Genomic DNA, 20,411 nt, shown 5'->3' with positions numbered 1-20,411 from the left:
AGATAGTTTATTTTGTAAATTTGAAGAATATAGGTTACTGATAAATTAATTTTAAATGGCAGTATTACAAAAAGGCAATTCAAATTATCCGTTTTGGGGAGCATCAATAAATCTAATCACTGGACTTGACCCGTTAGGCCTTCAAACAACCTCAGAAGCGACTTACGCCACTATGTTGCCTGGAATTTCCAATTTGACTAATCGTCTCCGTTATTATGGGTTTTATTGTTGGCTTTTAGACTTCTATTTCAAGACCGAGAAGAAAGGCAACTCAAAAGAACAATATCGTTTTATCCGCAGAGCTGAATTGATGATTGCCATAATTATGCAAAGCGAGCGTAAAGGAGTTCAACAGATAACAGGAAGTAACTTTGCTTCAAACCTAATAAATACAGCTGAGGAAACTTATTTTGACTTAGCCGAAGGAGCAGACAAGGACAATACCGATAAAAATGTTTATTGGAAATATCCATCCGGTGCATTCGGACAATATTATTACGGAGCAATGCAGGCACTTTCCTTAATTATTACAGCAATAAATGATGATGGAGATGTTATTTACAACATTAGTAAACCACACCCAAGACAAAAAGTTTCTGGGGAACAATTAGCCGAGGCTTTTGAAGGATCATTGTCACCACAAATAAAAGAGTTATTTTATATTAATATCAAAAAAGGAAAACTCTACCAAGATGATATTTCAGAACTGATAAAGTATTTTGCGATTGATACGATACAAACAGAAAATGCCGAATGGCAACTATATGTAGAAATGCTTTTGGACAAAGACGATCCAAGTCAAGAAATGGAAGAACGTTTTACTTTTCACAGAAGGGAAACAATTTTGTCGCTCTTAAATACAGCTGTTAAAAATGAAAATAATTACGACTGGTATAGTTTTCTATTGGAAAGTTACCGAAAGAAATTGGGAACAAATGGTTATCCTGAAACGGAAACTAATATTGGTTGGTACTGCTATCAATTAAATGAGTATTGGCAGTACAGTTGCGGAACAATATTTTGGGCTGTATTACAACATCTTTACGATTTCCAACAAGACCAATATCTACCATTGTTTGTAAAGAAATTTTCAAGCAGTATTACAAATGAAATATGCAAAGAGCTAAAGCAAGCTACAGAGCCAACAAGTTCACTTGCAGAAATTTTGGAGTTAATCCCTGACACAGAAGATGAGGAAAACATCAAAAAGGAAATTGATGCAACAAACGACCCTGTTATAGTAGCAAAATATGGCTTTATGCTTTTGCTTCAAATATTCAAAAATAATAGAGAGCAACTTCATCCATTGAAAGAATTTATGAGCAGAAAAAAGATAGAAAGGGATGGGAATATGGTTGATGGCATCTTGACAGTTCACACAGCAGAAAATGATACACTTCAAGATTTTGTTGAACAATTTATTTTACGCAAAATTATTTACAGGCACTCAATGGTTGCACTCAGAAAAATGGGCAACGGCTCACAGGCTACTCACAAATTTTTTATTGAGGAACAATACATCCGTTTCATAGATACATTTCCACCAAGAAACACATCGCCAAGAATGAACGCCTTGCAAAACATAATGTTTGATTTACATGTAATCAACAACCAAAGGATTTTATTGCCATTACATAAGAAAATTCTGATTGACTGATGATGTTAGAAAGAGAAAACATACTAACATTGATAGGAAGCAGAAGATATCATTCTGCAATTCTTACTACCTTCAGCTTTGACTTTTATTTTTTTGAAATGAAAGCAATGAAATGGTTGCGTTCTTGTGGCGTGAGAAACATCAACGTTTTTATTGATGGACATTATTATTCAGAGTTAATGCAACAAGCTACAGGAGAAGAAATGCAACTTTCTGCCGGTTATTCACTTTATCCTGTTTTCCAAAAGTCAGTATTCCATCCAAAAATTTGGATGTTGTTTGGTGAAAAAGAAGGATTGCTTATTGTTGGTTCTGGAAACCTTACAAATTCTGGAAATGGTAACAATGATGAGATTTGGGGAGCATTTCATTTTGATATTCGTTCAACCGAAAATTCATCAATCTTTTCGTCAGCTTGGGATTATCTATCAACTCTTTCATCGTCAGTTAAAGGACAGATGAATGAAAAAACTACAAAATGGATACTTGAACATTCTAAATGGCTGAATGAATTGCCAAAGACAAAACCATTTCAATTTTTCGAAACGTCGCAAAAAGAGAAGGTCGCTTTCCTGTTTAATACTGAAACAACTTCTATTTGGAACGAACTTTTAAAACATCTTAGCAATGAGAAAGTAGTAGAAATAACTACCATTTCTCCATATTATGACAAAAATGGGAAAGTATTGCAAGAACTTAATTCTCTTTTTCCTTCAGCCATAGTAAAAGTCATATTGGATGAAAGTGGTTTAATCCCTTCTGCAATGCAAGTGAGCAAAGCGTTTACATTTTACGATTGGTGTGATGCAGGCGTAAGCAAAATCCAATATGCAAAATCTGGAAACTCAAAATCAAAACTTCACGGGAAGATTATTCATTTCAAGACAAAAAATGGAAAAGAGTTTTGCTTGTTCGGTAGTGCCAATATTACACCCGCAGGATTGGGATTATTGGGCAAAAATTCAAATGCAGAAGTTTCACTTCTTATTCAGTCAGAAAAAGGTGGATTGTTAAATCAATTAGGCATAAAACTGAAAACAAGCAATAGTAAAACCCTCGATGAATTTACAACGACTACAATTAAATCAATTTATGAAACTATAATCGAGAATAATCAATTTAAACTGCAACTGCTATCGGCAGAGTTGATTTATGATGAATTTATACTTCATTCCAATGGCACCTATACCGATGAATTTAAGGTTGTTTTCTTCGATAAACAAAACCGATTTTTGTATTCCAAAACATTCTCAAATTATGAGAAAGAGCTAAAAATAACAGTCAATTTAGAATTAGGCAGTTTCCTATATGTGCAATTGACAAATGTTAATGATGGGATTATCTCAAATAAACTATTAATTTCCGATTATTTCCTTTTGGCGAAAACGCATCCTAACCCAAAAACAGAGGAAATTGAGAAAATTTATAGCGAAATTCAAAATGGCGAACTAAGTAAAGTTCTTGACTTGTTGCATTACGCCATCTTTGACGAAACAGAAAATGAGACAGGAGCCAGCTTTTTAGATAGTAGGAGAAGCACGTTTACAAAGCTGAATGATGACAAAGAACCTGAAAAACTTTACGATCTCTCTTCCTATAAAGCAATAGAAAATTCTGGATTTGAAAAAAACCTTCTACTCTCTTCTCTTTCCCTACGTGTTTTAGATGTTTTGAAGTTCATCAATTTAAATGGAATTTCAACAAATAAACAAGCTGATATAAGTATTGATGAGCAAGAAGACGATTTAGGCAACATAAATGGAAATGAGGAAGGAGAAGTGGCAACGGTTCGTAACCTCTCTTTTGTCATTCTTAAATCTGAAAAAAGAAAGTTGATGAACTACTTTGATAACCTTTACAATTACCAACAAGAAATTCTCTATGGGAATAGTCGACCAAAAACATATAGGCCTACACTTACAGATTTGACTAAATATTTAATCGCTCTTGAGTTGATAAGTGAATACGGAGGGAAATCTGCAAAGTATGACGAACAAGACACGCACCATTTTTTCAGTTATTTACCATTTGTAGACGATTATGACAATAACAATGTAAAGGGTTGTTGTTTAAACTTAATTGGCGACTTTTTGATGCTGGCAAGAAGCGGATTTAAAGCGTATGAATTTGACTATACAAAAAAGAAAATCGAGGAACTAAAAAAAGAGGCACTCATAAATACAATTGTTTGCTTAATTAACAATCGATGGAAAGATGATGAATTACATTACTTTTTTACTATGGCTTTAAATGCACTTCATTATTTAGGTTGTAGGAATGTAGATGATTTCAATAGCAATTTTGTAGAATTAAAATCCAAAATTAATATTAGAATTTCCGAGCTGAAAAACAGAACAAAAGGATTTGAAAAAAACTTAGAGATATTTTACGAAAGACTATGTCCTTCGTTTATAAAAGTGATTGAACAGATTGAAGATAAGAACTTTGATACATCAGCAGTTAACGGGCAAATTATTTACAAATCGCCTTGGGGTTATAGCTACGTTCAGTACGTAAATAAAACAAACGATTTTACTTTAATCAGACCTGGCTTTATGTGGGACTATGATAAAGAAGATTACATAAAACACAGTCCAGACGAAATTTATTTACCTCTAAAACTCTCATCTTTTATATGCACCGATTTGTAAGTTAAAAAATCGGATAACTTTTGGGTTATCCGATTTGCGCTATTTAAGTCCTGTTTTGTAAGTGTTATCAAGTTTGTTATGAATAATTGTGGCTACAACCAATACTTCAGTCATTTCTGAAAGTTGAGTGTCTTCTAATATTTTCGGGTTATGCGCTTTTGGATTTCGGTACATAGAAAAAAATCCTTTACAGAAGTTGCCGAAACCCTTATGCTCACTTTCTTCGCTTGGATTATTCAGCATATTAAAAGCAAGCATAGGTCTTTTGTCTTTTCCTAAAGCAAAACAATCATCAACCAGATCTGCTCCATCTGAAGTATAGCCACTTTTCTGCCTAAGTCTTTCCGCAACACTTTTTGTGATTTCTAGTATAGAGTGAAAATAATTTTCTTTCAGCCATTCGGCTTCGCAGTATGGTAAAATTTCTGAATGAACTCCGATACCGTGTACTTTTTCTTTGATTTTAAGTGACCTGCTTTTAGCTTCTGAAATGGTTTTAGCCTTTTCAACTAGTCGGGGTTGTCCGGTTTTATCAATTTCTATCCCTTCGTAAACTAATTTTTCATTGATAGTTGTTCTGTCTCTTTCAAATTCGTCTTCGGAATTATATCTTTTAGGATTTAATAACCTAACTACAAATGCCAATACATTATTTCCACAATTGTCTTGTATTTGCTTTTCTTTTAATGCATAAAAAAGTCTGTCGGTTTTGTTTGTACCAATTTGCGATTGAGAAATATTAGCACCAGCTAAATGTTCTGTGATTTTTGTATGCGTTAATAGATTTGATATAATGTCAGATATATTTCGCAAGGTTATGTCATCAAAGGATTTTGTCATTTAAAAATGATTAATTCTGTTTCTGGATTTCCATGTTTTGGATTTCCCTATCTTTTTTCTCACGAGAATAAACCCAAAGTGATAAAAGTCCAAATATAATCAATCCATAAGCTATCCATTTACCAACCTTTTCAATAAATTTAATGAAAACCGAACTTTCATAAGATGAAAAACCTTCGGCTCCCATCGGACCACGCCTGTAAAACTTTCGTCGGTTAAGCCAATAGCGAAGTCCTAAACCTGCAATCAAAAATATTATTCCTATAACCAATGATGCGACCATAACAAAACACTTAAAATCTACTTTTTAAATTTACAAAAAAAAACAGTTTTAATATTCCTTAAAAAGAGAAATCCTGCTTTTTGTGGCAGGATTTCATTGTTTTTAATCAGCACTATTAAACTGAAAACTTATCTGTTTTTCATTTCCAAAGCTGTCCGAAATCCAAACATCAAAGGATTGCGAAACGGCAGATGTTGAAGTATAGTACAACCGAAATTGCTCTGTGGGTAATGGGTATAAATCGTTCGGTAAATATGGTTGCTCATCGTAATACCGCAATGTGCCTTGTCCGTCAAATTGGAAATAGCGAAGAAAATACTGTGTGTTGCTGTAATTGCCTGTTCGCTGTATGGCAATGCGTATTTCTACCGTTTGTCCATTGGCTACATCTTTTGGAACTGGCATCACGTTTACCTCGAAAGGAAAATCGTTCTGTATTTCGAGTTCATCATCTTTACTACAAGACACTAAAGTTACCGAAGCTGTTAGGATTGCCAGCATTACATATATCGGCACTAATCCTATTCTGAATTTATTAAATATTGCTATCATTGTTTTAAGTTTTTAAAAATTAAACCTTAATCCCACACCTGCGGATGGTCGGACTTGCTCTAAGTCCGTACCCCAAAATACTTTTGTGCGTCCTTGCAGGATTAACACAAAACGGTCTGATAGATATGTTTCAAGAGTGAGCCGTCCACCAGCTCCGTAGATGAAGTTATCCTCGCTCAAAATCTTTGCTCCGTCATACAACATCGCTTCGCCACGATTGATGCTTTCATAACCGACAACACCTGTTATTCCGAAGTTCAGCGTAATGTTTTTACGAGCATCGCCCAAAAGGAAGAAACTGTAGCCGCCTTCGGAAGTGTAGGTTTCCTGCGGTATGCGGAGGTCTTTGTAGTCGTGGTATTGGTGGGTGTATTCCAATGCCCAAAGCTGATAGTTCCCGTTTTTACCGTTCACGGTCATTCCAATATTGAGGTAATAATCATTGCCAATTTTATCGTTGGATACTACACCTGTACTTACTTCCAGTCCTTTCTGTTTTGGGAGCATTCTTTGTGCCTGTGTAACCGTGATGGCCATCAAGATGAGCATCACGGTATAGATATACTTTTTCATATTATTGGATTAAAATGTTATTAAAATTTTAGGTGCATATCGTTTATTAAACGAGCTTTTATCAAATCCGAATTTTCTACCTGCAAAGTTTGATGTCTGCCACCGTTCTTCTCGAAAATCTCAATCAACAGTACCTTGTCATCGGCAATGGTAAATTGGTCTAACAGGAACACGTTTTGTTCGGTTAGTTTCCCGCCAATCTCGTCCAAAGGCTTGTAAGTTCTGAGGGGTATCATCGGGCGTTCTTGTACCACAGTACGTTTGGCTACCTTTTTATCTACTACTTTGAAATTGATAAAATCAATCTGGAAAGGCACATTGGTTTTATTTCTCAATTCCGTATGGAAATAGTATTTGCCGTTGTGGATATAAATGCCTTTGAGAATAAACTGAATGCCGAAACTCTTAGCCCCAATGTGCTTTACAATCCGATTATCATTTTTGTAAATTGTTTCTAATAGCAAGCCTGCTAGTGAAGGCGAATTATTGCCCAATTCTTCAAAAAGCACATCGTTTCCATTGGCTTTATCCACTGCCTTTTGCATTGTAAGTAGGTCGTAGCTCATTGCCTCCGGGTAAGAACTGTAATACACATTAAAGCTGTAAAAACGTCCGTCATTCGTAATGACCGAAAAATTGGTTTCAGGTTCGAAATCCCTTACCGTTGCTTTTACACGCAACACGTTTTCCGCATCTTCTGCTTTTCCTGCAATTAGATATTCGCTTCCCAAATCCACATAACGGATAGCGGTCGGAAAAATCAAGTGCGAAGTTTTATCGTAGGTAACTTCCATTTTATACGGTTCTATCTTGCCTAATGCAAGCGGAGTTCTGATGCTGTCTTGTGCAAAAGATTGTACGGCAAAGCCGAGTATCAGGGCAATTGCCCAAAAGGTTTTTAAATGATTTTTCATTATTAAAATTATTTGAGTTCAACATTATTTTTTAGATACCAAGAAGACTTGATATCCTGCTTTCAGCGTAACTTTTGGGGTTCTTACCTTTTTGGCGAAGTAGCCCGAAATTCCCTGTACCACGCCACGACTAAGGTCTGCTGCAACCTGCTGTCCAGCATTTTGCGTGAGCATTACGCTTGTTCCGCCTGTCTGGCTCATATTGCCTGCCATTTCAGTAAGGGCATTCATTTCGGGCGAATAAGGAACGTACAAGCCTTGCTGTCCGTCCAAATCGTAAATGGTTATATCTACCGGGATGATATTGCCCTCCAGTTCTATCGAGGTAACTTTTAGTTGTAAACGCCCTCCCTGAAATTTCGCATTAGCCGTTAAAATCGTTCCTTTTGGAATGGTACGGCTCGGTGTTTTTGCAGGCTCTAATAATCGTAAACGCACACCTGTTTCGCCAACTACTGTTTGGGCATCGTGTACACAGGCTTTGATACTGTTTTTGGGTTGTGCCATTTGTTCCAAAGAACCAGCGGTATAAAACCCACGGTTCTTTGTTTCGCTCCAATCCGCTAAAAAAGCACTGTCCGATGGTTCACGGTAAAGGGCTGATACTGTATTTTTTCTTGCTGATGTGAACGATACAAAATGCTCTTTTTGGTTAGTAGCCATAGCACTAACAGCATCCGGAACAGCACCATTAGCAGGTGTTGAATTTTCGGTATTCGCATTTTTTGGCAGATACTTTGCTGCCATTTCATAGGATTTCTCCATTAGCTTCAATTGGTCATCAACTGTGGCCACAGGTGGCACATCCTTTTCTGATAATTTTTCTTTCAATTCGTCCACCTGCTTACGCAGTTCCATTGTTTCAGCGTTATCATCTTGATAAAAGGAACTCAATGCGCTTTGGCTATTTCGATAGCTGTTCAAAGCAGGGTTACTGCTTCTTGCCGAATTTCTCCCACTACCGCCAAAGCTGTTGTTTTCCCCTTCTTCATTAAACGGTTCGTCGGTTGGCTCTTCTTTGTCTTCTGTATTCCAGTAGTCTGAAAGTGTAGCCAATGCATTGCGTTTTTCCTGCTCTTTGCGTTCGAGCATTTCCTGTTCATACGCCTTGCCTTTGTCTGCAGGCATTCCAGTTCCAGTAGCCTCTGGTACCGCATCGTTCAGCCCTACATTTTCAATTGTCTTTTTGTCTTCGGATGGTTTAAATATGAGGTACACACAACCCACGAAAACAATCGCCATTAAGCCGAAAATTAAGGGCTTTTTGAGCTTCTCCTTATTATTCTGTGTGCCGTCTTGCAACACATCAGCAGTTGCTGTCGAGTTCCCCTCCGTTACCCGAACAACCGATTTTTTGTTCTCATTTTCTTTCATAAATTTGATTTTTTAAAATTGTTGATACACTATCCTGCAATCTTGCAGGACTTCCATTTTTTTTGAGGACAGGATTTTCGATATGCTCTATGATCATATCGTTTCCAGACTTTGAGGTATCGTACCAGACTTTGAAAATTACACCTGCGGTAAGCAGTAGATATCCCACAAAAAAGTACAGGGTATATTGGTGCTGCTTGCGCACTGGCAATGCCTGCCAACGTTCGTCGAGCTTATCAAAATACCTATCCATATTTGCTCTTAGTTTTTTCATACTCTTAATTTTTTATGATGATGTTAGAGCTTGAACCGCTTGGAGATTTTACCCACATTTTGCTTTTGTTCATCATTAACCAAAGCAATAACCTCAACTGCATTGGGTACGACTATTAAAGAGAGGTTTGTCAGTTCCGATTTTTTTAGCAATTGCCCAAATTGGTCTTTTCTTGCCACCTCCATTCTGTTGAGTGAGAATTTGCCGTTCAGATAATTTACCCACATACTGCATTCTACACTTGGCTTGTCTTCTCCCGACCATTGTAGGTAGCCTGTCAACAACAAGTCTTGTTTAGGCAAAGTATCTGCACCTTTTTGGCAGCTTTCAAGGTAATCGCTGATACTTTCTTTCAGCTTTCCGGCATACGCACCCTGCGTATGAAAATAGCCGTTATATCCTTTTTCTGTAAGGATTTTTGCGAACGTGTTTAAATCTGATAATGTTTCCATAAGATTGTTTTTTAGCGTTCGATGACTTCTATATCCCTGTTTTCCACGACTGCAAATTTTTCGATATTGAAGCCTTGTGGGTTGTTGTCAGAGCGAACGGAGTTGACTAGGTAGCAGGAAGTAATTAGGTTACGCCTGGTTACATTGCTTGACCGAATGATGAATTGTTTTGCATACGTTCGTACCGCATAAGGATGGGTATCGAAATTGCAGACCACACTATCTACTTCGATGCGTTGCTGTACGTTTCCTGATATAATACGACTGTAATAGCCTTTTTCCGACAAGTCTTTGTAGTAATCAAAGGCACTTTTGTCGGCAAGGTTGAATGCCCTGCTCATATTGCTTTCAATAGCGTTCTTATCAGGCGCAAGCGTAAAGAACAGTTCGTGAAATCTCCTGACGTGTTCCCTTGCTTCAACCGGGCGGTTGATGCTCGCATCCTGCGACAAGGCAAGCATCAGGGATTTACCATTATCCAGTACATAGATTTTTTGGCGTTGTTCTTCTGCAAAGCGGTAGGAACGCCATACGGCGTAACCTACCACGCCAATGCAGAGAACCGCAAACACAATGGCATATAGTCTTATCTGCCTAAAGCTGTTTTCGATATTTCTTAGCGTTTTAAATTCCATTTTTTAGAATGATTAATGATTATTTATTCATCAGTTTACCGCCGATGTTTCCAACTGTTGAGCCTGCGCCTGCTCCGGCGATATTTCCGGCTTTCATCGCTGTGGAGTTTACATTGCGGGTAAAGTTTCCTGCGCCTCCGGCTTGGATTACCCAACCTGTTACTGTCGGGATTGTGAAGTACCCGATGATGCCGATAATCATAAAGATGATGTACACGGTATTGCTCGTATCAGGTATGTAGGTCGGGTCGGCAAGCATTGCTATATCCCTTTCGAGTATGAGGGATTGTATTCTTGCCAACATTGAGCTGAACAAATCCGAAACGGGAAGCCACAGGTAAACGCTGACGTACCTCGTGAGCCATTGCGTGAGCGTGGACTGAAAGCCATCCCATACGGAAATAGCAAAGGCTATTGGTCCGAGTATGGAGAGGACTATCAGAAAAAACGTTCGTATGGTATCAATGACCAAAGCCGCCGCCTGAAAGAGTATTTCCAGTAGATTGCGAAACCAGTCCTTTATGGCTTTCTCTATCTTGTAGGCTTGCCTGTCCATATACATACCCGCCATTGTTCCAATGTCGGAGGGCGACCATCCCAGTTCGTCCAGTTTTTTATCAAACTCTTCGTCTGATACCATATAGGCGGTTTCGGGGTTTCTTACCATTGCCTCGTATTCCAACTGGTCTTTCTGCTGTTGCAGCTTGTTCAGGTCAAGCACCTGGTCTTCGAGTATTTGGTGGGTTCCTACTACCACAGGACTTAGTACCGCATTGATGGTTCCCAAAACAATGGTGGGAAAGAACATTATGCAAAGCCCCAAAGCGAACGGGCGAAGCAAAGGGAACATATCAATAGGTTCGGCACGGCTTAAAGCCTGCCAAACCTTTAATGCTACATAGAACAATGCTCCCAATCCCGCCAAACCCTTAGCGACTGCCGCCATATCGCCTGCAAGCGGCATCATATCATCATAAAGCGACCGCAGGAGTTCGTGAAGATTATCCCATTCCATAGTTTACCAGTATTTTTGGTTAGCAGTTCCGTAGAGTTCAAGCACTCTTTGGGCATCGTTTTTCTTTTTCGCTCTTAGGTAGCTTACAGAAATATTTTTGTTGGTGTAGTAGCGTACAAGGCTGTGGTAATCCTTTACCTCTTTATACACACGGTCAATAACATCCATACGCTCTTTGTCATTGAGTGAAAGGTCTGTGGCGGTTATAATCTGCTTCAACTCTTTTAGCAGTTCGGTACTTTCATTAAGCAATGCCGAATAACCGTTGCCGATAGCGACCAATTCCTGCGGTGTGAAATTTGGGTCGTTCATCATCTTGCCGAAGTTGTTCACGTACATTTCGGACACATCGCCTACCAACAATACCGTTTGTTGCACCTTACGGGCATCTTTCACAAGGTTGTTGATAGCTTTCAGCTTATCGTAATACTCCTTGCCCTGGTCGTACACTTTCTTCACTTCGTTGAAGTTCTTTATCACATTGCTCACGGTCGAAGAAGTCTGTATGATTTCGTTCGCAGAGTTGATAATTCCTGAAGCCAAATTTGCGGGGTCGGTTACAACCCACTGGGCTTTTGCTGACGGTGCTACGGCGAGCATCACTGCCGTACACACCAGATACAATACTTTTTTCATTGTTTCTGAATTTTAAAATGTTAATGACTATTGATTTACTTTGTCCCGCCTTTGCATTGCGATATGCTTAATGGCGAGTTCTACATTACCGTCCAGTTCGGATGCGAGCTGCATCACTTCCATTTTTTCGGTTTCTTCGGTCGTGTAAGCGAGGTATTCCTCCAAACTAACTTCGGTGGCATAGACTGCCGAGTGCGTACCACCTAAGCCAATCCAAACCTCTTTGTAAAGGCGGCTGGCATCGTTGTTCATATTGATGGAAAGTACCTGCCCTTTCTCTTTGTCCGTAAGTCCGAGCATCGCCTGTATATCATCAAACTTGTTCATATACTTGCGTTGGTCAAGCAGGATTTTACAGTCGGAGTTGTTGATGATACTTTCTTTCACAATGGGCGACTGGATAATGTCATCGACCTCCTGCGTTACTACTATCGCTTCTCCGAAGAATTTACGGACGGTCTTAAACAGGTACTTGATGTACTCCGCCATTCCTTCTTTGGCAATCGCTTTCCAAGCCTCTTCAATCAGGATGAGCTTGCGAATACCTTTCAATCGGCGCATCTTGTTGATGAACACTTCCATAATGATGATGGTCACAATGGGAAAGAGGATTTTGTGGTCTTTAATAGCATCAATCTCAAACACGATAAAGCGTTTGGATAAGAGGTCTAACTGCTTATCGGAGTTCAGCAGGTAATCATATTCCCCGCCTTTGTAATAGGGTTCGAGTACGTTCAGGAAGTTGGCAATGTCAAAGTCTTTTTCCCTGACCTGCTTTTCTTCCAGCACCTTGCGGTAATCGCCTTTTACATACTCATAGAAACCGTTGAATGACGGGGACACATCTTGCTGTTTGATACGTTCGATATAACCGCTTACAGCATTGGAAAGGGCAACTTCTTCAGAACGGGTTGGCAGCTCATCGTCACGTTTCCATAAGGTTAGTATCAAAGTCTTGATACTTTCCCGCTTCTCAATATCGAACACACCATCATCGGTATAGAAAGGGTTAAAGGCAATCGGATTATCTTCGGTATAGGTGAAGTAAACACCGTCTTCGCCTTTAGTTTTACCTTTAATGAGTTCGCATAATCCTTGATAAGAATTACCAGTGTCAACAAGCAAAACGTGAGCGCCTTGTTCGTAATACTGTCGTACCATATGGTTTGTGAAGAAAGATTTACCACTTCCCGATGGACCGAGTATGAACTTGTTACGATTGGTAATAATTCCACGTTTCATCGGCAAATCCGAAATATCCAAATGGATAGGCTTTCCAGTCAGGCGGTCAGCCATCTTGATACCAAATGGTGATGGCGAATTGTGGTAATTGGTTTCTTCCGTGAAGAAGCATAATGCAGGTTCGATAAAGGTGTAAAAACTTTCCTCTGCGGGAAAATCACCTGCATTACCCGGTATTCCTGCCCAGTACAATGTTGCTACATCGGTAGTGTTGTGTCTGGGTTTACATTCCATCAATGCTAAAGCACTACCACAATCATTTTTTAGCTGTTTCAGTTCTGCCGGATCATCCGACCACGCCATAATGTTGAAGTGAGCACGAACAGAAGATAGCCCAAAACTGTGGGCTTCGTTTAGGTACTTTTCTATCCACTCTTTGTTGATTTGGTTGGCACGACTGTAACGAGCCAGTGAGTGCATATTCCTTGCGGACTTCTCAAACTTTTGTAGATTGGCTTCGCTGTTATCCAAAAACAAATATTGGTTGTAAATGTGGTTGCAGTTTAACAACAAGCCCACAGGTGCGGCGAATGACAAACGGCAATCACTTCGGTCGGTAGATAGCTTTTCAAAACGGGTATCAGCCGATACCGTTCCGGGTAAATCGTCAGTATCGGACAAGGTGTGCAGGCTCAACCTTTTGTTCCCGATACGGACTTCTTCCGTTCCGAGAGCGATGTCCTGCATCGGTGTTCCAGCTTCCCTTGATAGCGTAAGGTACTGTTCCAATAATCCCTGTTTTTCGTCCGTTCCGATAATGTCATCTTCGGTAAGACGTTTCAGGGTTATGAAACCGCTATCGTTCACGATACGTTCAAACTGTGCCACCGCTTCCATAAAGCGGTGTATTGTTTCCTTGTTCCTGATTTCCTTTGGTATCAGCGAACCTTTGCAAAGCGATGAAAAATTACTTTGCATACGCATACGCTCTTTAGTTGTCTTGGTTAAAAAGAGGTAGCAGTAATGGTTTAGGAACGGTCGCTCATTAAAATGACGTTGGTAAGACTTCGATAAAAAGCTCTGGTCTTCGATTGCCAAATTGGGCGTATAGCTTTCCTTAATATACCAATCCTGTTTGTGAATAACTGTAAAATCAGGCAAGGTCTTGATAGCCTTATGCCAGGCGGAATGAATGGCTTCATATTCCGCAGAAGCTACAGTAAACAGTTCCGGCAAACGAACCTCAAAGCAGGCGGTAATATCTGCATCTTTGGAAAGAATGCAGTTGTTTTCTACCGCCAATAAAGGAAATTTATTTTCCAGCGTTGTTGTTTTAGATACATTTCTCATACTGCATTCTGTTTAGATGTGAATTTTAAATAGAGGTGTACAGGCTTGCGACAGATGATGTATCGAGGATGCCTTTTATTAGCGGCTATCTTCATTAATCCGTGTTCGCCGTATTTCCTGTTCAGTGAAAAGGTCTGCCACACAATCAGCGAAGCACCGCCTGCTCCGAGAAAAAGGCAGATGTAAGAGTTTAAGCCAGTCATATATAGTATCATCACGAAGATGAGCGTGCCGAGCAGCCCACCTGCGAAAATGAACAGGTATTGTGCTTTCAGACCCTTAAATTCCACCGTTCTTCCTATGCCTTTGTTTATGTTGTAATTGTTCATAAACTAGAGGATTAAAGAAAGAATGAACGCAGGATGGTAGCTGCCACGATTAAAAAGATACACGCACCAAACCAGCTTGCCGCAGTTTTGGATGTATCGGGGTCGCCCGAACTGAATTTGTTGTACACTTTAACACCTCCGATGAGTCCTACTACGGCACCAATAGCGTAGATAAGCTGTGTGGCGGGATCGAAATAAGAGGTGACCATTTGGGTAGCTTCTGTGATACCTGCTGTACCATTTCCCTGGGCGAATGCACCGATTCCTGAGAGCATCAATGTAGCTGCCAGCAAAACTTTTTTTCTTTGTTTTTTCATGATTAAACACATTAATTTGTTATTGTATTCCCACTTCTCGCGGGCTTTCTGAACAAAGGTGTTTCAGAAATCAAGGCGTTATAATAAAGTGACAGTCAAAGGAATGATTTGGCAGTGAGTGGCGTTATAGTTGATAATGGAGCATGAAAAAATGCCAAACATTTCGATACAGAATAGCTGATAAAATTTCTCCCTTATGATTTTATAAGTTTTCCATTATCCTAAAAAGACACTGGGTATTTATTTATCCCCTTAACAAAGTCCCAAGAGACCCACCGCTTAAAAAAAAGATTTATTAAAATTATCATTTAAGTATTTGCTTAAATAAGAAAACTATTTGTATTTTTGCTGCGTTATTAAATCCTAAACAAGGAAATTATGGAAAACAATCAATCGTGTATCCGTGTGTTTGCCGACAAGGTTCAAATAGACAATTGTAGAGTAATACTTCAAACCAACGACAAGGCATTCAGCCAACTGAGTGGACTTTTAGCATTGGCAGGAAACGAAGTAAGGTTGAAAATCTTATTTCTCTTAGAAGAAGAAAACGAACTCTGCCCTTGCGACCTTTCAGACATTCTCGGAATGAGCATTCCTGCCGTTTCGCAACACCTCAGAAAACTAAAAGACGGAAACGTCATTGAAGGGAGAAGAGAAGGACAAACCATTTTCTACTCTTTGAAACAAGAGCAACTGACTTTACTTCGTCCATTTTTTAAACACATCATAAACAATTCAAAAAAGGAAACAGTATGAACAAGAAAAACAACAGATTTGTCGGAGCGGGAGTGCTTTCGGCAGTAGCAGCATCACTTTGCTGCATTACACCTGTATTGGCTCTTATTTCAGGAGCGTCAGGAGTGGCATCTACATTTTCGTGGATGGAACCAGCAAGACCTTATCTAATCGGTATCACTGTTTTGGTGTTGGGTTTTGCTTGGTATCAGAAACTTAAACCACGAACAGCCGAAGAAATTCAATGTGATTGCGAAGAAGACGAAAAGAAACCCTTTATGCAGACCAAAACATTCTTGGGAATTGTAACCGTATTTGCAGCCTTGATGCTCGCTTTTCCGAACTACGCACACATTTTCTATCCTTCAAACGACAACAAGGAAGTTGTAATCGTCAATGCTTCTGACATCCAAACGGTAACTTTTGATGTAAAAGGAATGACTTGCAATGGTTGTGCTTCACACGTAGAAAATGATGTGAACAAATTGCCAGGCATTGTTAAGGTAGATGCGATTTATGAAGAAGCGACTGCCAAAGTAGAATTTGACCAAACCAAAGTGAGTCTTGCTCAAATTGAAGAAGCCATCAACGGTACAGGTTACAAAGTGGTTGGCAAGAAATAGTATTTTTTTGCCCCTCGTATTTAAGAACTTAATTAAATAATTATACTATGAAAAAGAATTTAATTCTATTGAGTGCTTTGTTCCTAATTGGAATTGCTCAGCTTAATGCTCAATGTTGCAAACCGACTGACAGTAAAGCACAAACAGCAAATACAAACCAGCAAGAAGGTAAGACCCTGCAACTGAAAATCACGGGAATGACTTGTGCAGGTTGTTCCAACCATATTTCAAATGCCCTCAAAGAAGTGGACGGCATTATTGAACACAAAGTGGAATATCCGGGCGATTTGGCAACTATCCAGTACGACCCAAGCAAAACAAATCCTGAAGCTATCATAAAAGTAATTGAAAAAACAGGTTATAAAGCCGAAATCATTAAAGAAAATTCTAAATAATATGAAAACTGTAAAATTAATTTTAGGCATTGTTACTATCGGGATGATAGTAGCTAGTTGTAATAAAGAAGTACAGGAACCGGAAGTAAAACCAACAAATTCTTCAACTCCCGGTACTAATTCTTCCACCCCAACAGGTACTTCGACCATTTCTTACACAGATTTGAGTGCGGAACAAAGCACCATTGCGATTGGGGCAACCACAAAAGTAACAGCTACAGCAACAGGAGATGGTCTTTCTTATATCTGGAGTGCATCAGATGGCGATATTATAGGAAGTAAAGCATGTTTGCAGTAAAACCCAAAATAGAAAACTTATGAAAAATCAACGAAAATATATTGACGGTCAATTAAACGACATTCTTTTTTCTGAATTTAAGATAAAGAATAGCGATTTTATTTTACGAATATTTCAAGAATTGATGCAAGGCAGTTCTATATCTAAAAACAGATTTTATAAACTAATAAAAGTGTCCAAAGATAAAGCGGACGCTATTTTGAATAAACTGGGCGAAACCGATGTACAAGGAAATATTATTGCATTTTCTGGTCTATCTACAGTTCCTACCAAACATCGCTTTATTGTAAATGGTAAGATGTTATACACATGGTGTGTAGTAGATGCCATTCTGTTTGCTGAATGGTTAGATGTGGAAGTCAATGTTCATTCGTCCGACCCAATTGATAGTTCTCTCATAGAATTACAAATAAACGGAGGTCAGCTATTATGGACAACTCCTTATCCTTTATTTATTTCTTGGGTAGAATCTGTTGACACCTGCAATATTAAAGGGTCGCTATGTAATCACGTTTCATTTTTTGCAAGCGAAAGAACAGCAAAACAATGGTTAAAAAATAATCCTGATGGAAAAATATTGACGCTTGAGGATTTCTTTGAGCCTAAAAACATAGGAATGAAATGTTGTTAAGTATAGTCCTAAATAAATTAAAAAAATAAGATGAAAGAAGAAAAAATAAAATTGGAAATTGCAGGTATGACCTGCGACCATTGTGCCACAGGAATAAAAAAAATGCTTTCACAAAATGAGGGTGTTAAAGAAGCCAATGTGAGCTACCCAAAAGCTACTTGTGAATGTTCTTTTGACCCTACCAAAACAAGTAAAGAAGAAATCATCAATACCATTAACGGCACAAAAAACTATCGTGTAAAAAGTGAAATTTCTGAAAATGGAAATAGTAGGAATAATCAATTTGATTTAATAATTATCGGTGGTGGTTCGGCTGCATTTTCGGCAGCTATCAAAGCCGAAAGTTTAGGTTTATCGACCTTAATGGTAAACGGTGGTTTGGACTTTGGCGGTACTTGTGTCAACGTGGGTTGTGTGCCTTCTAAAAATCTTATTCGTGCAGGCGAGTCGGCTTATCACGCTACACATTCCAACTTTGAAGGCATCAAGCCAAAAGGAGTTGATATTGATTTCGCTCAAATCATCAAAGACAAGAAAAAATTAGTAGCCACACTTCAAGAGAAAAAATATATGGATGTGGTAAGCGATTTTGAAAACCTGACTATGCTAAAAGGTTGGGCAAAATTCAAAGACAACAAAACCATTTTGGTTGATGGCAAGGAATACAAAGCCTTCAAATTTTTAATTGCTGCGGGAGCTACGACCAACATTCCGACTATTGAAGGATTGGACAAAATTGACTACTTGACCAACGTTTCCCTTTTCGACTTGGAAGAAAAACCCGAAAGCTTGACCATTATGGGAGCAGGTTACATAGGTTTGGAAATTGCAATGGCGTACAATCGTTTAGGCGTTAAAGTCCGAATCATTGAATTTACCGACCGTGTTCTACGGACACAAACCCCAGACATCAGTGAAGCATTGGAAACCCAAATGCGAAAAGAAGGCATTGAAATCTTACCTAATTTCAGAGCCGTGAAATTCGAGAAACAAGGGAATGAAACCATCATTCACTGTAAATGTGCTGACGGTTCATTTACGCAAATTATAGAAAAAGGTAAGGTAGTAATTGCCACAGGCACAAAAGCCAATACAAGCCAATTAGGGTTAGATAACATTGGTTTGGAACTCACCAAAAGCGGACATATCGCTGTAAATGAAAAAATGGAAACCAATCTACCTAACATTTACGCAGCAGGTGACGTAACCAACACCCCTGCATTTGTTTATACAGCCGCTTTTGAAGGTAAAATTGCCGTTGAAAATGCGTTCTCAGGAACAGATAATAAAGCCGATTATTCTTCTTTACCTTGGGTGGTGTTTACTGACCCACAAATTGCAGGGGCAGGTTTAGATGAAGCACAGGCAGAATCAAAAGGCATTCCATTTGAAGTTTCAAAACTGGAACTTAAAGACGTACCGAGAGCCATTGCAGCAAACGACACAAGGGGTTTTATCAAACTCATTCGCAATACCGAAACTGACAAACTGATAGGTGCAAGAGTAGTTGCACCCGAAGGCGGGGAACTTATTCAACTATTAAGTATGGCTATCAAATACGGTATTACAGTAAGGGAATTGGCTGAGAGTTTCTATCCTTATTTGACATTAGGAGAAGGCATAAAATTAGCAGCCATAACATTTGGAAAGGACGTCTCAAAGTTGAGTTGTTGTGCGAGTTGATGAATAGGTTTGTGCTTTTAGCCCCTAATTTCCACCGTTTTCCAAAATTGATAGTGAGAGGAATTACTTGGCAGTGAGTGCCATTTTAATTGGTAGCTATTAGTAAGAAGCACATCGAACAAAATGATGTTCGACGTGCTTCTTACTAATCCTCTTTTAAAGAGGTTACATTTTTCGCCCTTTGCTTCCTTGCTCTTTTTTTGAAAAGGAAACAGACTTGTTTTGGAGTTTTTTCTTGATCGTTTTTTCTTTCAGCACCATCAGATTTTCTGTTATTATTTGTGGTAGGAATGTTTCCTTCCAGGGAATTGTCTTTGCTTCAAAATGAGATTTTAGACCTATACGCTTTAAATCTTCTTTGATATTCCAACCTCCGTTTCGGTTCCAACCAATTGGATCAAGATCTCTTTGAAAAGGAAATTGAACGGCGATAAGGTCTTTTGGAAATACCAGAATACTATCATAATCTAACTCTTGAAATTCGCGTGTTTTAGGGTTGTAGGGAATGATGTAAGCATTCGCTTCCTCGGAGAAATAATGATCTATTTCATCAAAGACAATTCCTTTTGACAAGAAATCATCTTTGGGGCGAAGCATATCCATGCGTATATCAACATAAAATGTATGACCTTCAATATTGATTGTAGGAAGCATTCCCTTTTGGGTTCTGTCATTGAATGCCGTCTGATCCACCATCAAGTCGAAGTCTGTTTTATTTTCTAATTCTTGGGGTGTTAGCTTATACTTTTCTGCCATTCCTGCTGGATCAAGCACAACGAGTTCCGGTATCTTTACTGAAGTGTCTTCTCCGTTACTTATAAGGTTCGGAATGTTCTTCTCCTGTAGACTATAGTTAAAAGCGTAGCCATCTTCTACATCGCTCATTACGTAAATTGAAATGGTATTGACTGGATTGTTTTTTTCCCTTAACTCGACCTTATTTATATCGATCAAGAAATCTGTTCCCTCGATATTTATACTGGGCAATTCTCTTTCCATACTTCGTTGTTTT

The 20,411-nt window shown here is 38.8% G+C and carries 23 protein-coding genes; 8 read left to right on the top strand and 15 right to left on the bottom strand.

Going from position 1 to position 20,411, the window contains the following annotated elements; genetic code table 11:
• Window positions 1-55 precede the first annotated feature (55 nt).
• Both U9K52_RS04970 and U9K52_RS04965 read left to right on the top strand, forming a co-directional pair.
• Entirely contained in the window at window positions 56-1,657 is a 1,602-nt protein-coding gene (locus U9K52_RS04970) for a hypothetical protein (RefSeq protein WP_322925587.1), read from the top strand.
• Window positions 1,657-4,308, top strand: coding sequence for a hypothetical protein (locus U9K52_RS04965; RefSeq protein WP_115050576.1), 2,652 nt, complete (start codon window positions 1,657-1,659; stop codon window positions 4,306-4,308). Before U9K52_RS04970 ends, U9K52_RS04965 begins: the two co-directional genes overlap by 1 nt.
• Window positions 4,309-4,347: 39 nt before the next feature.
• Here U9K52_RS04965 and U9K52_RS04960 read toward each other — a convergent pair whose 3' ends face one another.
• The 14 genes from U9K52_RS04960 to U9K52_RS04895 all read right to left on the bottom strand — a co-directional run bounded on the left by U9K52_RS04960 (window position 4,348) and on the right by U9K52_RS04895 (window position 15,034).
• The gene (locus tag U9K52_RS04960; protein ID WP_002978276.1) at window positions 4,348-5,148 is read right to left on the bottom strand and encodes a TIGR02391 family protein; all 801 of its coding nucleotides are present in this window, start codon (window positions 5,146-5,148) and stop codon (window positions 4,348-4,350) included.
• A 10-nt stretch (window positions 5,149-5,158) separates the two neighbouring features.
• Window positions 5,159-5,431 (bottom strand): molybdenum ABC transporter permease, encoded by a 273-nt coding sequence (locus tag U9K52_RS04955; protein WP_003002444.1) that lies wholly within the window; start codon window positions 5,429-5,431, stop codon window positions 5,159-5,161.
• 102 nt (window positions 5,432-5,533) lie between these two features.
• Entirely contained in the window at window positions 5,534-5,983 is a 450-nt protein-coding gene (locus U9K52_RS04950; protein WP_074964051.1) for a DUF3872 domain-containing protein, read from the bottom strand.
• Window positions 5,984-5,995: 12 nt separating this feature from the next.
• On the bottom strand, window positions 5,996-6,556 hold the full coding sequence (locus U9K52_RS04945; protein WP_323673781.1) for a conjugal transfer protein TraO: 561 nt from the start codon (window positions 6,554-6,556) through the stop codon (window positions 5,996-5,998).
• Window positions 6,557-6,576: 20 nt separating this feature from the next.
• Window positions 6,577-7,470, bottom strand: coding sequence for a conjugative transposon protein TraN (gene traN, locus U9K52_RS04940; protein ID WP_115050579.1), 894 nt, complete (start codon window positions 7,468-7,470; stop codon window positions 6,577-6,579).
• A 24-nt stretch (window positions 7,471-7,494) separates the two neighbouring features.
• The gene (traM, locus tag U9K52_RS04935) at window positions 7,495-8,844 is read right to left on the bottom strand and encodes a conjugative transposon protein TraM (protein ID WP_115050580.1); all 1,350 of its coding nucleotides are present in this window, start codon (window positions 8,842-8,844) and stop codon (window positions 7,495-7,497) included.
• Window positions 8,831-9,118, bottom strand: coding sequence for a hypothetical protein (locus U9K52_RS04930; RefSeq protein ID WP_002978260.1), 288 nt, complete (start codon window positions 9,116-9,118; stop codon window positions 8,831-8,833). The genes traM and U9K52_RS04930 overlap by 14 nt, the downstream gene beginning before the upstream one ends.
• 23 nt (window positions 9,119-9,141) lie before the next feature.
• Window positions 9,142-9,570, bottom strand: a complete 429-nt coding sequence (locus tag U9K52_RS04925; protein ID WP_002978258.1) for a hypothetical protein — start codon at window positions 9,568-9,570, stop codon at window positions 9,142-9,144.
• 11 nt (window positions 9,571-9,581) lie between these two features.
• Window positions 9,582-10,205, bottom strand: coding sequence for a conjugative transposon protein TraK (gene traK / locus U9K52_RS04920; protein ID WP_322925586.1), 624 nt, complete (start codon window positions 10,203-10,205; stop codon window positions 9,582-9,584).
• A gap of 19 nt (window positions 10,206-10,224) precedes the next feature.
• Complete coding sequence (traJ, locus tag U9K52_RS04915) at window positions 10,225-11,220, bottom strand: conjugative transposon protein TraJ (protein ID WP_024566595.1); 996 nt, start codon at window positions 11,218-11,220, stop codon at window positions 10,225-10,227.
• Window positions 11,221-11,223: 3 nt separating this feature from the next.
• Window positions 11,224-11,856 (bottom strand): DUF4141 domain-containing protein, encoded by a 633-nt coding sequence (locus U9K52_RS04910; protein ID WP_322925585.1) that lies wholly within the window; start codon window positions 11,854-11,856, stop codon window positions 11,224-11,226.
• Between the two features lie 27 nt (window positions 11,857-11,883).
• Entirely contained in the window at window positions 11,884-14,388 is a 2,505-nt protein-coding gene (locus U9K52_RS04905) for a TraG family conjugative transposon ATPase (RefSeq protein WP_322925584.1), read from the bottom strand.
• On the bottom strand, window positions 14,385-14,717 hold the full coding sequence (locus U9K52_RS04900; RefSeq protein ID WP_115050582.1) for a DUF4133 domain-containing protein: 333 nt from the start codon (window positions 14,715-14,717) through the stop codon (window positions 14,385-14,387). The genes U9K52_RS04905 and U9K52_RS04900 overlap by 4 nt, the downstream gene beginning before the upstream one ends.
• Before the next feature lie 11 nt (window positions 14,718-14,728).
• Window positions 14,729-15,034 carry a DUF4134 domain-containing protein gene (locus tag U9K52_RS04895; protein WP_034871415.1) on the bottom strand — a complete coding sequence of 102 codons (306 nt, stop codon included), beginning with the start codon at window positions 15,032-15,034 and terminating at the stop codon, window positions 14,729-14,731.
• 378 nt (window positions 15,035-15,412) lie between these two features.
• On the opposite strand from U9K52_RS04895, the gene U9K52_RS04890 reads away from it, so the two are divergent.
• Genes U9K52_RS04890 through merA form a run of 6 tightly spaced genes read left to right on the top strand, consistent with a single transcriptional unit; the run spans window position 15,413 to window position 19,399 of the window.
• Window positions 15,413-15,790 (top strand): ArsR/SmtB family transcription factor, encoded by a 378-nt coding sequence (locus U9K52_RS04890; RefSeq protein ID WP_002978241.1) that lies wholly within the window; start codon window positions 15,413-15,415, stop codon window positions 15,788-15,790.
• Window positions 15,787-16,392 carry a mercuric transport protein MerTP gene (gene merTP, locus U9K52_RS04885; RefSeq protein WP_002978239.1) on the top strand — a complete coding sequence of 202 codons (606 nt, stop codon included), beginning with the start codon at window positions 15,787-15,789 and terminating at the stop codon, window positions 16,390-16,392. The genes U9K52_RS04890 and merTP overlap by 4 nt, the downstream gene beginning before the upstream one ends.
• 47 nt (window positions 16,393-16,439) lie before the next feature.
• Complete coding sequence (locus tag U9K52_RS04880; protein WP_002978237.1) at window positions 16,440-16,787, top strand: heavy-metal-associated domain-containing protein; 348 nt, start codon at window positions 16,440-16,442, stop codon at window positions 16,785-16,787.
• 43 nt (window positions 16,788-16,830) lie between these two features.
• The gene (locus U9K52_RS04875; RefSeq protein WP_228370512.1) at window positions 16,831-17,085 is read left to right on the top strand and encodes a hypothetical protein; all 255 of its coding nucleotides are present in this window, start codon (window positions 16,831-16,833) and stop codon (window positions 17,083-17,085) included.
• Between the two features lie 19 nt (window positions 17,086-17,104).
• Entirely contained in the window at window positions 17,105-17,716 is a 612-nt protein-coding gene (gene merB / locus U9K52_RS04870; RefSeq protein ID WP_002978232.1) for an organomercurial lyase, read from the top strand.
• Between the two features lie 30 nt (window positions 17,717-17,746).
• The gene (merA, locus tag U9K52_RS04865; RefSeq protein ID WP_115050584.1) at window positions 17,747-19,399 is read left to right on the top strand and encodes a mercury(II) reductase; all 1,653 of its coding nucleotides are present in this window, start codon (window positions 17,747-17,749) and stop codon (window positions 19,397-19,399) included.
• Window positions 19,400-19,564: 165 nt separating this feature from the next.
• Here merA and U9K52_RS04860 read toward each other — a convergent pair whose 3' ends face one another.
• Complete coding sequence (locus U9K52_RS04860; protein ID WP_115050585.1) at window positions 19,565-20,398, bottom strand: hypothetical protein; 834 nt, start codon at window positions 20,396-20,398, stop codon at window positions 19,565-19,567.
• Window positions 20,399-20,411: the final 13 nt, after the last annotated feature.

The organism is Chryseobacterium sp. MHB01 (assembly GCF_034651565.1).
Lineage (GTDB): Bacteria > Bacteroidota > Bacteroidia > Flavobacteriales > Weeksellaceae > Chryseobacterium > Chryseobacterium nepalense.
The sequence above is the reverse complement of the archived record's forward strand: the minus strand, read 5'-3'. Positions and strand labels throughout refer to the sequence as shown.

Excerpts from the sequence above, each read along its gene's own strand:
- U9K52_RS04910 (WP_322925585.1), bottom strand. The coding sequence starts at position 11,856 with ATGAAAAAAGTATTGTATCTGGTGTGTACGGCAGTGATGCTCGCCGTA.
- merA (WP_115050584.1), top strand. The coding sequence starts at position 17,747 with ATGAAAGAAGAAAAAATAAAATTGGAAATTGCAGGTATGACCTGCGAC.
- U9K52_RS04945 (WP_323673781.1), bottom strand. The coding sequence starts at position 6,556 with ATGAAAAAGTATATCTATACCGTGATGCTCATCTTGATGGCCATCACG.
- U9K52_RS04930 (WP_002978260.1), bottom strand. The coding sequence starts at position 9,118 with ATGAAAAAACTAAGAGCAAATATGGATAGGTATTTTGATAAGCTCGAC.
- traM (WP_115050580.1), bottom strand. The coding sequence starts at position 8,844 with ATGAAAGAAAATGAGAACAAAAAATCGGTTGTTCGGGTAACGGAGGGG.
- U9K52_RS04875 (WP_228370512.1), top strand. The coding sequence starts at position 16,831 with ATGATAGTAGCTAGTTGTAATAAAGAAGTACAGGAACCGGAAGTAAAA.
- U9K52_RS04955 (WP_003002444.1), bottom strand. The coding sequence starts at position 5,431 with ATGGTCGCATCATTGGTTATAGGAATAATATTTTTGATTGCAGGTTTA.
- traJ (WP_024566595.1), bottom strand. The coding sequence starts at position 11,220 with ATGGAATGGGATAATCTTCACGAACTCCTGCGGTCGCTTTATGATGAT.
- U9K52_RS04860 (WP_115050585.1), bottom strand. The coding sequence starts at position 20,398 with ATGGAAAGAGAATTGCCCAGTATAAATATCGAGGGAACAGATTTCTTG.
- U9K52_RS04950 (WP_074964051.1), bottom strand. The coding sequence starts at position 5,983 with ATGATAGCAATATTTAATAAATTCAGAATAGGATTAGTGCCGATATAT.
- U9K52_RS04965 (WP_115050576.1), top strand. The coding sequence starts at position 1,657 with ATGATGTTAGAAAGAGAAAACATACTAACATTGATAGGAAGCAGAAGA.
- U9K52_RS04905 (WP_322925584.1), bottom strand. The coding sequence starts at position 14,388 with ATGAGAAATGTATCTAAAACAACAACGCTGGAAAATAAATTTCCTTTA.
- traN (WP_115050579.1), bottom strand. The coding sequence starts at position 7,470 with ATGAAAAATCATTTAAAAACCTTTTGGGCAATTGCCCTGATACTCGGC.
- merTP (WP_002978239.1), top strand. The coding sequence starts at position 15,787 with ATGAACAAGAAAAACAACAGATTTGTCGGAGCGGGAGTGCTTTCGGCA.
- traK (WP_322925586.1), bottom strand. The coding sequence starts at position 10,205 with ATGGAATTTAAAACGCTAAGAAATATCGAAAACAGCTTTAGGCAGATA.
- U9K52_RS04960 (WP_002978276.1), bottom strand. The coding sequence starts at position 5,148 with ATGACAAAATCCTTTGATGACATAACCTTGCGAAATATATCTGACATT.
- U9K52_RS04890 (WP_002978241.1), top strand. The coding sequence starts at position 15,413 with ATGGAAAACAATCAATCGTGTATCCGTGTGTTTGCCGACAAGGTTCAA.
- U9K52_RS04880 (WP_002978237.1), top strand. The coding sequence starts at position 16,440 with ATGAAAAAGAATTTAATTCTATTGAGTGCTTTGTTCCTAATTGGAATT.
- merB (WP_002978232.1), top strand. The coding sequence starts at position 17,105 with ATGAAAAATCAACGAAAATATATTGACGGTCAATTAAACGACATTCTT.
- U9K52_RS04925 (WP_002978258.1), bottom strand. The coding sequence starts at position 9,570 with ATGGAAACATTATCAGATTTAAACACGTTCGCAAAAATCCTTACAGAA.
- U9K52_RS04895 (WP_034871415.1), bottom strand. The coding sequence starts at position 15,034 with ATGAAAAAACAAAGAAAAAAAGTTTTGCTGGCAGCTACATTGATGCTC.
- U9K52_RS04970 (WP_322925587.1), top strand. The coding sequence starts at position 56 with ATGGCAGTATTACAAAAAGGCAATTCAAATTATCCGTTTTGGGGAGCA.
- U9K52_RS04900 (WP_115050582.1), bottom strand. The coding sequence starts at position 14,717 with ATGAACAATTACAACATAAACAAAGGCATAGGAAGAACGGTGGAATTT.